The organism is Gardnerella washingtoni, assembly GCF_049262705.1.
Lineage (GTDB): Bacteria > Actinomycetota > Actinomycetes > Actinomycetales > Bifidobacteriaceae > Bifidobacterium > Bifidobacterium vaginale_D.
This window is the reverse complement of sequence record NZ_CP058398.1, coordinates 434,495-448,251: the sequence shown is the minus strand read 5'-3', so window position 1 is coordinate 448,251 and position 13,757 is coordinate 434,495. Positions and strand designations below refer to the sequence as shown.

Annotated in this window: 12 protein-coding genes; 4 read left to right on the top strand and 8 right to left on the bottom strand. The window is 38.5% G+C overall.

All coding sequences use genetic code 11. The features are described from left to right. Nucleotides 1–187: 187 nt before the first annotated feature. The 4 genes from HXT28_RS01715 to HXT28_RS01700 form a co-directional block, all read right to left on the bottom strand. Nucleotides 188–736, bottom strand: coding sequence for a type IV toxin-antitoxin system AbiEi family antitoxin domain-containing protein (locus HXT28_RS01715; protein WP_230953057.1), 549 nt, complete (start codon nt 734–736; stop codon nt 188–190). Nucleotides 737–950: 214 nt separating this feature from the next. Next, nucleotides 951–1,760: a nucleoside phosphorylase gene (locus HXT28_RS01710; protein ID WP_016637711.1), complete on the bottom strand. Its 810-nt coding sequence runs from the start codon at nt 1,758–1,760 to the stop codon at nt 951–953. A 211-nt stretch (nt 1,761–1,971) separates the two neighbouring features. Beyond that, nucleotides 1,972–3,234, bottom strand: a complete 1,263-nt coding sequence (locus HXT28_RS01705) for an ATP-binding protein (protein WP_032814807.1) — start codon at nt 3,232–3,234, stop codon at nt 1,972–1,974. Nucleotides 3,235–3,586: 352 nt separating this feature from the next. Beyond that, nucleotides 3,587–5,335: an ABC transporter ATP-binding protein gene (locus tag HXT28_RS01700; protein WP_016637713.1), complete on the bottom strand. Its 1,749-nt coding sequence runs from the start codon at nt 5,333–5,335 to the stop codon at nt 3,587–3,589. Nucleotides 5,336–5,869: 534 nt separating this feature from the next. Here HXT28_RS01700 and HXT28_RS01695 point away from each other — a divergent pair. The 4 genes from HXT28_RS01695 to epsC all read left to right on the top strand — a co-directional run bounded on the left by HXT28_RS01695 (nt 5,870) and on the right by epsC (nt 9,107). Further along, a complete protein-coding gene (locus HXT28_RS01695; RefSeq protein WP_032814805.1) occupies nt 5,870–6,142 on the top strand; it encodes a type II toxin-antitoxin system Phd/YefM family antitoxin in 273 nt (90 codons plus the stop codon). Next, entirely contained in the window at nt 6,129–6,455 is a 327-nt protein-coding gene (locus HXT28_RS01690; RefSeq protein ID WP_016637715.1) for a type II toxin-antitoxin system RelE/ParE family toxin, read from the top strand. Before HXT28_RS01695 ends, HXT28_RS01690 begins: the two co-directional genes overlap by 14 nt. Before the next feature lie 736 nt (nt 6,456–7,191). Continuing rightward, nucleotides 7,192–8,124: a cysteine synthase A gene (gene cysK / locus HXT28_RS01685; protein ID WP_422113565.1), complete on the top strand. Its 933-nt coding sequence runs from the start codon at nt 7,192–7,194 to the stop codon at nt 8,122–8,124. Nucleotides 8,125–8,249: 125 nt separating this feature from the next. Next, nucleotides 8,250–9,107, top strand: a complete 858-nt coding sequence (epsC, locus tag HXT28_RS01680) for a serine O-acetyltransferase EpsC (protein ID WP_422113564.1) — start codon at nt 8,250–8,252, stop codon at nt 9,105–9,107. Nucleotides 9,108–9,179: 72 nt separating this feature from the next. On the opposite strand, the gene HXT28_RS01675 is transcribed toward epsC, so the two are convergent. The 4 genes from HXT28_RS01675 to HXT28_RS01660 form a co-directional block, all read right to left on the bottom strand. Beyond that, nucleotides 9,180–9,602: a GNAT family N-acetyltransferase gene (locus HXT28_RS01675; RefSeq protein ID WP_016637718.1), complete on the bottom strand. Its 423-nt coding sequence runs from the start codon at nt 9,600–9,602 to the stop codon at nt 9,180–9,182. Nucleotides 9,603–9,695: 93 nt separating this feature from the next. Beyond that, nucleotides 9,696–10,952 carry a serine/threonine transporter SstT gene (sstT, locus tag HXT28_RS01670; RefSeq protein ID WP_016637719.1) on the bottom strand — a complete coding sequence of 419 codons (1,257 nt, stop codon included), beginning with the start codon at nt 10,950–10,952 and terminating at the stop codon, nt 9,696–9,698. A gap of 205 nt (nt 10,953–11,157) precedes the next feature. Then, entirely contained in the window at nt 11,158–12,459 is a 1,302-nt protein-coding gene (locus HXT28_RS01665) for an MFS transporter (RefSeq protein WP_064347037.1), read from the bottom strand. A gap of 334 nt (nt 12,460–12,793) precedes the next feature. Then, complete coding sequence (locus HXT28_RS01660) at nt 12,794–13,369, bottom strand: hypothetical protein (protein ID WP_422113563.1); 576 nt, start codon at nt 13,367–13,369, stop codon at nt 12,794–12,796. Nucleotides 13,370–13,757: the final 388 nt, after the last annotated feature.

Sequence of the window (13,757 nt, the reverse complement as noted above, 5' to 3'; positions counted from 1 at the left end):
TTTATTTTTAAATCCCAATCAACCAATCACAAATCAGTCAATCCAAAAGTAGCCAATCGCTGCAAATCTGCAGTTAATAGACACTAGCGCATGACTACGTTAGACGCATTAATACACGAGGATCTGCGTTATTTTGTTCGGCGAGGTTTTTGATTCTACCTCTTATTTGCGCATCAGTTAAATTCACTTATAGTAACACCTCAAAATACTTGCGAACAACATTGTTTACTCTAAAAAGTTTCGCATACTCCATTAACAAATTGAGATCTTTGTCTGGTCTAGCAATATAGGATTTCAAGATTGTATTAAATTCTTGAATTTCAATTAAATTTCTGCTTCTAAACGCGTCACAGACAGTTCTTTCGAGATTATACATTGGCACTTTATTACCGAGATTATCCGTGACTAAAATCTTTCCAACTTCAAGCAATTCCTTTTTTACGCTATAAACTTTCACATTGCACGATGCTTTCAGTCGGTGAGCATTAAAACCACTATAAACAGTAATAGTGTGAGTAATTGGCTCCATATCAACTAATCCATGATAAAAGAAAGCTTCGTCGTGAGAAAAAACAGCGGATGGTGAACGCTTATGAATAAGGAGCAACTCATCTACCCACGAGTCTTTAGACGCATATATTCCACCGCTTAACTGTTCTAGTTCATTATCTTTAACAAATTTATAAAACTTGTATTTTGACAGTCCGCAAGATTTTGCTTCTTTTAAAGTAACCATATTGCTACCATTAGCGTTTAATAATGTAGTGATAATAGTCACCGTCCTTTCGTGCATATATTGTAAATTATATTAGCACGATTGGATGAATTATATTAAATTTTACTATTACGATTACTATCATGATTATGCTGATAGGATTCTGCGATTACAGCACAACAATACTTAATGACACGTTTACGCTGATTCAACATGTAATATCAGCATAAACGCATCAAATACGCAACGCTGCTTCAATACAAAGCTCAAGCGCATACGCTTTAGAGTCCCCACCCCAATTACGCTCATCATAATTTTCAACATCGTGCAAAGTATCTGCAGTGTAAAGAATTTCACCCCAAACAATCCCGCGCATTTGTGCACATGCAGCTAAAGCAGAACACTCCATTTCAACAACCGCGCATCCCTCCTGCTTACGACTAGCAACTTTCGTCTTAGTCTCACGAAAAAACCCATCCGTAGTCCACGTTTTAACTTCATGATAAGGCAAATTATGCGCCTGCAAAGTTTGCAAAATAGCACGCCTTGAACGCTCTGAAACATCAACATAACGACTTGGAGGCAAATAATGATAAGAAGTCCCCTCATCCCTTAAAGCTTTATACGGAACCAGAAAAACGTTTTCCGCATAATCAACTAGCGATCCGCAAGAACCAGCACTAACAACTTCGCTAACACCGTAAGAAATCAACCAATCTAAGATCTGAACAGCGGCAGGAGCGCCAACTGGAGCCTGCACTAAGCAGATTTTTTGCGTTTCTTCTTCTACTTCGCTGCCTGTATTTTCTCTTACTGCATTTCCTACTTTTTCTTCCAAAACATATATCGGATATACTTTAGTTGCAGATTCAAAATTTGCTACAATCGTAGCTTTTCTACTTAAAGCATACTGATCAATTTCATCGCCCAAGAAAGCAAAAACCGCTTTAGATGGAAGCTGAACAGAAATATTATCGTGATTTGGCATTAAAACTGCGCTTTTATCGGAATCATACTCTAAAATCGGTAAATCATATTCTGCCATACAATCAGCTCCTCCATACGATCAGCTCCATCCTACAAGCAACTCAATCCTATGTACCAGCACGCACATTATCGTACAAAAATCACAAAGTAGCCAATCACTGCAAATCTGCACTTAATGACCACTAAGTCAAACAGAGACACTAACACAGAAGGAAAAACTACTCCTAATGGTTACTAGCACCAGCTCAGGTGTAAAAAATCGCAATGCCTTACTTATAAATAGTTTCAGGATTAAGAAGGAAATTCAGCAATCCCAATACAAGAACGCCTTCCTCAGTATGCCAAGGCTTTACGCTCCCACCAACAAGAATAATCTTACGGAACGCATCACTAATATTCATCAAAGATTTCTCTTCTTGCAACGTCTTCTCTCTAGTAGGTAGCGCAAGCGCAGATTGAATATAAAATCTTTGATCTGCCATATTTACAACAAAATCAACTTCCGTTTGTTTGCGAACTGATTTACCATTTTTATTCACTTCACTAACTTGCACACTACCAACATCCACCTTGTAACCAAGACGTTTTAACTCGTTGTAAATAACATTTTCCATTATGTGAGTTTCTTCCATCTGCCTAAAGCCGAGAAGCGCGTTCCTTACGCCAAGATCCGTAAAATAATACTTCACAGGACTACCTATATACTTCCTGCCTTTAATGTCATATCGAATAGCGCTCTCTAAAAGGAATGAATCTTCTAGATAAGAGATATATCTCTCAACAGTCGTTCTTGTAGTCGAAACCTGTGAAACAGATTTAAACGTTTGAACGATTTTTCTAGTGCTAGTTAAAGCTCCAATAGAAGAAGCGATTACTCTAGTAACATCATCAAGTTCACTTCTTTTTCGTATTGCATGACGGTCAAGAATATCTCTTTTATAAGTGTTTTCAAAAACTGATTGAAGGAACTCGCGTTTTTGCTCATCGCTTTCCATTAAAACAACTTGAGGAAGACCGCCAAATCTCCAATATTCTTCCCAAGCATCCCGCTCATCCTCTTCACGAACAGACATGAATTCAGAAAACGAAAGAGGATAAATTCTAATCTGATCGCTTCTTCCTCTAAACTCTGTAACGATATCCGACGAAAGGAATTTAGAATTACTACCGCTAACGTAAACATCTAGATTACTGATATGCAAAAAACTATTAAGCACATCTACAAAATCATCCATCATTTGAACTTCATCAATAAACAGATAGTATGTCTTATCGTCTTTCAGAAGCTCATCAATATGTGCAAGAATATTATCAGGATTACGCAAGTCCTTATTTCTTCTATCGTCCAATGCTATGCGAATAATATGATCATCTTCTACACCATCCGCAATCAAATGGTCATAAAATAGTTTCATTAAAATATACGTTTTACCGCATCTACGCATGCCGGATATTACCTTGATAAGACCATTATTTTTCGTCGAATCGAGCTTTTGAATATAATAGTCTCTCTTTATTTCTTTAACAGGCATATCTAGCATCCTTTCAATAAGTATTGTGCAAACGTGCTGTGGCACAAAGCTCTTATTTCTATGCAAATATTTCCGCAAGCACTGCGACAAAGTATGCATAAGTGACCGAATCAAGATTAGCCAATTGTAAAGTGGACAATCCAAGATCAGCCAACCACAAAGTAGCCAACCACAAAGTGGCCAATCGCTGCAATTTTGCACTTAATGGCTACTATTATAATCTGGATAATTTAAACTCTCAATATCTCAAAGTAGCCAATCGCTGCAAATTTGCACCTAATGGCCACTAACACTGGCTCAGGATCTATTGCGCTAAATTGCGCAGAGCATTGCAACAAGCCAGTCAACATCCTCACATAGACACAGTGTAAAGCGAGTAGAAGTAAGCTTTCTGATTCATAAGGTCCTCAAAGCTTCCGCGCTCAATAAGTTCGCCGCTTTTCATCACAAGAATCTCATCATATTGCTTAAGCGAATTAGCATCCAAGCGGTGAGTTACCACAAGTCGAAGAATTCCTTGCAAATCCAGAATAGACTGCGTTACGTTCGCGCTCGTCTCGTTATCTAACGCACTCGTTGCCTCATCAACCAACAGAATCTCGGACTTTTTAAGCAAGCTTCGCGCAATAGCAATACGCTGCTTTTCGCCGCCAGAAAGATGACTACCATTCTCGCCACACTGATAATCCTTGCCTTTAGCAGCAATCAAATCATCCAAACCAGCCAAGTGAATCACGCGATTAACTTCCGCATTCGGGAACGGCTTAAAAAGCGTAATATTATCTAAAATCGAAGCATCAAACATAAACACAGACTGCTGCATAAGAGTAGTCTTATCGTAAAGCGAACTCTTGCTTACATTGCTAAGCTCGTGATTATTCAGCTTCACACTACCTTCATAATCCTTGTAGTATCCCATAAGCAGATTAATCAAACTACTCTTACCAGCTCCAGAAGGTCCTACTATTGCATAAGATTTTCCAGCTTGCAAAGTTAGATTTACATTTTTCAAAACTTTATGATCCGCATCATAAGAATACGAAACATCTCGCAAAACAACACTTTTAATAGAATCGTCAATAATCTCGCCAGAATCTTCCTTAGCGTTACTCATATAATCAGCCATCTTACTAATAAGCCTCTTAGCACCCTTCATCTCGCCAAGCATTTGCGGAAGAGTTGCAATAGGCTGAAGAACGCCATTCATCAAATTAGTGAAAGCTAAAACCATGCCAGCAGTAATAACGCCAACATGAGCGTTAACCATCCAAGCACCAACAAGCATCACGCCAAGCTGAGTCCCAAGACTTGAAATCGTGCCAAGAGCAGAAACAGTAGTCATCGTTTTTTCGCGAAGATTCTTCGTATGCTCAAGCTCCATCGACTGATTCTTGTAGCGATCAATAACCTCCTGCTCCGCCTTAAAACTCTTAATAACTGAAACTCCGTTCAAAACATCCTTCGTTAAAGCAGTGTAAGACTCATTCGACTTAGAAACCTGCTCCTCTCGAGTGGCAATTCCGCTAGCTGTAAGAATTGAGCACGCCATAGGAAGCACAGAAATAATAAGAGCAATAACAGTGAGCAGCGGACTATAGTAAATCATAAGAGCCAGCGAACTTACAAGCATAAGAACGTCTTGAGCAAAGTCAAAAATCTTCTTCAAATACTTTTCTTGAATACGCTCGCAATCATTAGTAAGTACAGAAAGATACGTGCCGGAATTCGCAAGCGAAAAATCACTATAACTCTTCTTTAAAAGCTTCTTAATAACAGACTCTTTATACTGATTCATTGCTTTTTCAAGAAAGCGAGGGTACGCACTGCGCTTCAACGCAAAAATCAGGGAGATTACCAGCATAAAGGAAGCGACAAGCAGCAAAATAGTAGTTAAAGAGAAGGCTCCTTTGCCAGACATATAGTCGAAAATAATTTGCAAAAGCCAAGAAATAGCAGTGAAAATCATAGACAAGGCAATAAAAACTATCATCGAAAGAAAAGCTACAAACTTGTTTTCTTTGAAAAATAGTTTTACGTAATTTTTTACGTCGGGATGCAGTGTGGATGATTGCTGATTTGCCGCGTTGTCAGTTTTACTCATTCTCGCTACCTCTCACTTCCTTTATATCTATACTATTTCTACTATCTCTTCTCTAATAGCATTTTCGCAGCTAGCATCTTCATAAGCTATTTGCTTATTCACTCGCTACAAAGCATTGAAAGCTACACTATCATACTTATCCTGATTGGTCATGCTTATCTACTTGACAACACATATAAATGCTTAAACACACTTATACATAATGCTTGCTAGAAATAATAAGCATAGAGTTAAAAAAAAAATCAAATTAAAACGCTGATCTCATATGTAATATCAGCATAAACGTATCAAATGCGCAAACCAACAACAAAGTAGCCAATCACTGCAAATTTGCAACGATTGGCTACTAGCATTATGGAAATCAAACAATCAAAGTCAATAATCTAAAGAAATAATCATATAATATCTTTATATTACATTAAACTATGTTGATAATTTATTTATATACATAAAGCAAACTAGATAAGCTCATTCAAAAAAATAATAAAATAGCCAAAAATAACGAAATAACAATCATCTCAAAGGACTCGCACGATGCCAACTATTAAGTCAAGCACAGATTTACGCAATAACTACAACGAGATATCAACATTCTGTCACGAAACAAAAGAGCCAGTTTTCATTACAAAAAACGGTCGCGGAGACTTAGCTGTAATGAGTATTGACTTATTCAACAAGTTCATGAGCAAATATGAACTGTACAGGTCACTCTCTCAAAGCGAGTCTGATTTTAGTAACAATCGCACATTATCTTTTGAAGAATCAATGCGAAGCTTAAGAGAAGAACTCAACAATGGCGCAAAATAACCAAAAATACGCAATAATCGTTTCGCAAAGTTACCACAAAGATTTGCAAGACATAGTTCATTACATTGCGCACAATCTAGACTCACCAATTACAGCAGCCGAATTCCTCGATAACGTAGAAGCCACTGTTTCAAACCTATCAACAATGCCGTATCGATACAGACTGGCGAACGATGATTACCTAAGTAGCAAAAACTTTAGAAGATGTTTCGTTAAAAAATATGTAATCTTCTATAAAATTTGCGAAGAGAACAAAACAGTTATGGTGCATAGAATACTTCATGCTAGACAAAACTGGGTTGACATACTGTAAGTTAAAGTTATTGAGATACGCACATGTCAGTGAGATATACATCTGCTATTGAGATACGCATCTAATAAATACCAGTGAAGATTTTGCCGTTTGCGGCAATTTTCTTCACCGCCTTAAAGTAGCCAATCTCTGCAATTTTGCACCTAATGACCACTAGTGCCAAACAGAGACACTCACGCAGCGCGCAAACTGCATTAATGTCCGAAGATAGACAAAATGAGACAATAACGCAGAACGCAATCTGCACCAGTGCCCCAAAACAGCCAGAATCAGACACTCACGCAGAAAAAGTAGTACAAATCAAAGTTTGACAAACACAAATCCATTCGCTATAGTCTTCACTTATCACCATTTCGACGAGTAAAGGAGTGCACATGTATCATACAAATATGATGACAAATTGTTGTTGTAACGTATGCTGTTGCGCATTTCTTAATCGAAATGATGTTTTCAAGCACTGACTGTGCATAACATCTAGCCTGTGTTAAAAGCATTTACGTTAGAACGCAGCAAATTACGATTTAAGAAACAGCGCGCTGTTTCTTTTTTTATGCCAAAATTCGAATATAAAATGTTAAAAAATAAAAATTGATACGGATTAAATATTAAAACGAATAAATGGCATCGTTAGAAACAACTAATAAGCAATAGTCGCTTTATTAATAAAAATTATTTTTAAAAAATTAAAAACAAACAAAATTAAACAAAACAAAACAAACAAGTAAGGGGAAATATTATGTCTAACATCTACCAGTCCGTGCAAGAACTCGTAGGTCACACTCCACTTCTGGAGCTTACTCACATTGAAAAAGAGCACAATCTTCAAGCAAAAATCCTCGTAAAACTCGAATACTTCAACCCAGCAGGTTCCGTAAAAGACCGCATCGCAAAGCAGATGATTGAAGAAGCAGAAGCCGCAGGAACTCTCAAACCAGGCTCAGTAATTGTTGAGCCAACTTCCGGAAACACAGGTATTGGTCTTGCAATGATATCTCAAACAAAAGGATACAAAAGCATTATCGTCATGCCAGAAAGCATGTCTATTGAACGCCGAAAACTTATGAAAGCATACGGAGCTGAACTCGTGCTCACCCCAGCTGCAGAAGGAATGAAAGGCGCAATTGCCAAGGCGAAAGAAATCGTTGAAAACACGCCAAACGCGTGGACTCCAGGACAATTTACCAACCAAGCAAATGTGCACGCACACTACAACACAACCGGCCCAGAAATTTGGCAAGACACTGACGGAAACGTGGATATTCTTATCGCTGGCGTTGGAACTGGCGGCACGATCACGGGTACTGGCACATATTTAAAGGAGCAAAATCCGCATCTTGAAGTAATCGCAGTAGAGCCAGCCGACTCCCCTGTGCTCGCAGGCGGCAAGCCAGGAGCACACAAGATTCAAGGAATCGGCGCAGGATTCGTACCAGATGTGCTCAACCAAAACATTTACGATCGCATTGTTCATGTAACAAATGAAGACGCAATCGAAAGTGGTAAGCTTATAAGCAAAAAGGAAGGCGTGCTCGTAGGTATTTCTTCCGGAGCTGCAGTTTGGACAGCAATCCAAGAAGCAAAAAGAGAAGAAAATGCGGGCAAAACCATCGTTGCAATACTGCCAGATTCCGGAGATCGATACTTGTCTACCGCATTATTTGAAGACTAAATACCTTTAGGAGAACTACTATAAGCACACAAGTTTTGATTAAATAATAAATGACAATATTAATTAGTAATCAAAACTAGAAAATAAGAAGAAATAAAGAAAATAAAAATACTGGAGATTAATGTATGAATGAGCATCTTGACCTTATAAGCAAACTCAACTCAATTCATGATTCTGACATAAGGCAAGCTACATTCATACCTAACTATCACAATATTATTGCGCTCATACATGCGACTCAGGTGTTACTTTTGCCTGAGTTGCATGTGCGCAATGAAAGCAATAATACTACGCAACTCAACGCTAGTTTGAATAATAACGCTAGTTTGTATACCGTTACTTCAAACGCACTAGACACTATAGAACGCATTATATTCCACGAACTTCAATCCTACACAAGCAACGCAGCTGAAATTCGAGAAATTTGCGATCAATTTATAAATACTCTTCCTACAATTAAAAAGTTACTTTTAACAGATATTCAAGCCATATACGAAGGCGATCCTGCTTGCACAAGCAAAGTAGAAGTAACACTCGCATACCCAGGTTTTTATGCAATGCTTATTCACCGCACAGCTCATGCACTCTACGAACTTAACGTACCGCTAATTCCTAGACTTATGAGCGAATATGCACACAGAAAAACCGGAATCGACATTCATCCAGGCGCGAAAATTGGCGCATATTTTTGCATTGATCACGGAACCGGCATTGTAATCGGCGAAACAACTGTAATCGGCGAGCATGTTAAGCTTTACCAAGGCGTAACGCTGGGTGCAAAAAGTTTTGCGCTAGACGAGGATGGAAATCCTATAAAAGGCGGAAAGAGGCATCCAAATATTGGCGATAACGCAGTAATTTACGCAAACGCAACAATCTTAGGCGGAGAAACCACAATAGGAAGCGGAAGTATAATCGCAGCAAATGCGTGGATTAACCGCAGTATTCCTGCAAACACAACCTACCACTTCCCTAAAGCCTAATGCGCACTAAAAATGCTGATTCCACTTCTACTATTTCGCTATTCCTTACCCAATAGTGATAAAACGACTGTATCATGTTCTGTCTTTTATAAAACCGCAGCAATCGATTTCTGAAAACTCAATAAAACCAGCTGATTTATAAAAAGCAATAGTTTTTTCAGTACAATCCGTGGTCAATTGGATTTGACGAACATGAGGATAACGATCCACAATCGCCTTTAACAAAGCAGACCCTATCCCCTGCCTTTGATACTCAGGCAAGACAAGAATATCCTGAATAAAAACAACCGTATACCCGTCACCAACAGCCCTAACAATGCCAACTAGCTCATCATTTTTATATGCAGCTAAAACCTTGAGTGAATTGTTAAAACCATGTTCCAAAGCGACTAAATCATCTGTATACGCAGACCAGCCAACGGAATCATACAGCCTTAAAATATCTTTGCTATTATACTTTTCGTACTCTTTTATTTGCACGTCTGCTAAATTCATTTACAATAACACCCCACAAAATATAGCAAAAAGCGCACGCTCATAAAACGCATAAACGTAAGAACGTGCACTAAGAAGAATACTTAACAACAGCTACTTTTTAAGCTGCACAGTCTCGTGATCCTTACCCATTACAAATTTAAGACCCGCATGCTGCCACATGCGATATTCGCCAACTGCTGTAAAGAGAACATCTGTGGAAGAATTAAGTGCAGTTTCGCAAGAATCCTGAATAACGCCAATAATAAGACCGATAGCAACTACCTGCATAGCAATATCGTTTGAAATACCAAACGACGAGCATGCAAGAGGTATAAGCAAAAGCGAACCACCTGCTACACCAGATGCACCTGCAGCAGAAACTGCAGAAAGTACAGATAAAATCACAGCCGTTGGAATATCAACGTAAATACCAAGTGTATGCGCAGCACACAAAGCCATAATAGAAATCGTTATAGCAGCTCCACTCATATTAATAGTTGAACCAAGCGGTATCGAAACAGAATAATTGTCTTTGTTAAATCCAAGCTTTTCACACAAATTCATATTTACAGGAATATTCGCAGCAGAAGAACGCATGAAGAACGCTGTGACACCCGAATCACGCAAAGTTCTAAAAACAAGAGGATACGGATTCTTGCGAGTAAGAAGGAAGACCAAAATAGGATTAACAATCAGAGCAACAACAGCCATTGTGCAAACTAACAAGGCAATAACGGAACCATACTCACTAAAAATGCGAAGACCATTGCTTGCCACTGTTGTATACACAAGACCCATGATGCCAAAAGGTGCTGCATTAATAATCCAGTGAACAATTTTTCCAATAGCAGACGAAACATTATCGAAGAATGCTTTGGTAGAAGGTTCAGCTAAGCGAAGGGCAACACCAAACGCAATTGCCCAGAAAAGAATGCCAATAAAGTTACCCTTAGCAAGGGCATCTACCGGATTGACAACAATATTTAACACAAGAGAATTAAGAACTTCACCGATTCCTTGAGGAGACGGCGAAGATGCTGCTTCAACATGCGCAAAAGTGAAATTAACAGGGAAAATCATAGCCGCACATACAGCTACAAGGCTTGCAGTAAACGTAGATAGCGCGTACAACACGATTACGAGCCTCATGTTGCCAACACTTTTTGCTTTCGCCAGCGCGCCAATCACCAAGCAAAACACCAAAATCGGAGCAACAGATTTAAGTGCGCTCACAAATAGCTTTCCCATAAGATCAAGCACATAAACGTGAGCAGGCACAAAAATACCAAGTGCAGCACCGAGAAAAAGACCAATGACAATGCGCAGAATAAGGTCAATACTATTCCACTTTTGAATAATCTTGTGCATAAGAGTCTCCTGTATTATAAGTTGTGCAGAATATTTTATACTCTTTTATTTGTATTTACACTTGCAAGATTTTTATTTTTTATTTTTTACAGATTATACATAGGTATGCATATATATGCAAATTGTTAGGTTTCTATGTTGTGTCGATTCAGCAAGTATATTTGAGTAAAATCACAACTATTGAATTATGAAATAGCATCGCACCCTAGTCTGTGACATAACTCGTGTTCGGTAACTGCGGTAAAACAATCAGCAATCCTGCTGTGAAAATCAGCGCGAGTATAGGCAAAAGCTGCCATTGGAACGTAGACGAGAATGCAAATCCAATCCACGAACCAGTAGTAGCACCAATCGCAAACGCGAGGCGCGCCCAACCAGAAAACTTAGCGAGAGTACTTCCTTTAAACAGAATCTGACGCGCAACAATAATCGGCTCTACTAGTAGCATTCCGCCAATAGCTTCAAGTAAGAATGCAAAGCACATCATTGGCAAAAGATTAATAAACATAAGGCAATAAGCAAGCAGGCTCACAGCAATACCTAAAATCGCAACTTTTCTTAAACCGAGTTTTTGAGACGAATGCGCATACAAAACGGACGCAAGCACGCTTCCTACACCAGTGAAAATATACAATATCGTCAAAGAGTTAGAACCATATTGCTTACCAAGACCAAGAAGAATATAAGAAACAGAGCATGCAGGAATAAAAGCAACCAAAAGAGATCCAGCAAGAAGCATGATTTTACTCTTGAGTAATGGATTCACAGATTGCTTAGCTGTAGATTTGTTGGCAACGTCATTTTCTTGCGATACTTGCGATACTTCTCCTTCTTCACTAATCGCTTGCGATTCATTCTCTACATCTTGCGACGCTCCCTCTACTTCGTTAGATGCTTGCGCAATGTCTTGTTTCATAATAAATCGCGTAGCACAAGCCGCAAAAGAAGTCACGGACGAGAAAATCAAAACCGCAGGAATCGACCAGCTTGCAATCCAAGATCCAAGCGGAGAGCCGAGCAAGGTTCCTGTAACACTCGCCAAAACGCTTACAATGCCGCTGTAGTTTACAATCATGCCGTCATCGCCGCCTGCAGCATCAACCTCGAAAACTTCACTGGCAATATCAATCACTTGACCAGTAATCAACAACGCGCAAGAAAGAGCAACAAGCGACCACTTCCACGCAGGAGAGCCAAGCATAAGAAGCGGTAGCAAACTGAGCACGCCTTCTACACCTTCAGTCATTGCAAGAGCGCGAAAACCACCAAGCTTATCAACAATCCAACCAGAGCATGGCGAAAGAAAATCGGCAACCGTCATGAAAGTCTTACGAAAACCAATCACCCAAGCCGGCAAGCCAACAATAATAATCGAAGGCAAAACCGATCCTTCATACGCCTGATTGCCGAGCATAGAAAAACAGAAGCCAACCAGCGCCCATCGCAATGCAGGACTAATAGATCTCATACGAATAAAAATATTATCTTTGCTAAAAATCGTCTTCACAGCAACCAGCTCTCCCCTAAAACTCTTGCAAAATAATGCAAACTCACATGAATACTTACATGCAAACTTACATAACTACTCGCATGATTACTTGCAAATTGCTATCCAACTTAAATAATTCACTACAAACTACACAAATCCAATAGCTTATTTTACAAATTTGGTAACACTATACTCTCGTTTAAAGAAAAAGCAAAATTTGCATCTAAAACCGTGAGAAACTATCCTAAAACTACTACGAGTTTCTCCAGTAGTAATCACAAATAATAGACTTGATAATACTCAGTTTCACCTTGCCTAGTAGGCATCCAAGACAATTGTAAACAGAGAATTGTTAATTCTTTTGTTCAATAATTTTATCAGTAAATGCCTTTAAAAATTCTCTAGAATTACTCCAGCCTACGCCATTGTTTAATCCCGAGAAATCAAAACCAGATATTTCATCTAACGCTTTACTACAAACCCATTCATACATTCCAGCCTCTTTGCTTTTATATATTATTAGGAACAATGGTTTCATTGCTTTTTTACCCAACGACACAACACTCTTGTATTGTTTAGAATATATTACATCGTTATACCATTGTCCTGTCAGCCAATAGTATTTATCTTTAATCCCCTTTTCACCAATCTCGTCGCATAGGTTTTGTAATTGTTTAGCCACATGTGTGAGAACCTTTTCATCTATGTTTTTTATGAGCAAAGTTTCATCAACACCATTTTTACTTACCTCTTTCCAGTCAACATCTTCATTATTTTCTGAGTGTCCTTCATTTTTTGCAGACTTTTGATTTTCTGTTTTTTGCTCTCTATTATTATTGCTAAAACTATTCTGATTCTTACAGCCTGAAATAAGTGACATAAGACAAACTACCACAGTCAAAAAAGCATAATGCTTGATATGCTTCATTTATGCCTCCTCCACAACTTAATCTTTACCTAATTGCAGCTACGATTCTCATGTTCAATCTTTACCCTGTTCTTCACCATCATCTGCCCAATATTCATTCATCTCGTAGTACAAATCATCTTTGAGTCTAATAAAACTGACGGGATGTAAATTATGGGCAAAGAACGCATATATGCAATCTACAAAATAATTGTAGCTAAAAATCATCCGATAATCTATGGGATTTTATTCCATACATAAACAGATGTGTGGCAAAATGAGTGCACGCTTTAACGATAGGAAGGGCTATCGTTAAAAGGTTTAAGATAGCTAAACAACCTTACGCAATAATCAACATGCTTTTAGTATCACCCACCCCTATACCCACTAATAAAATCCTTATTTAATT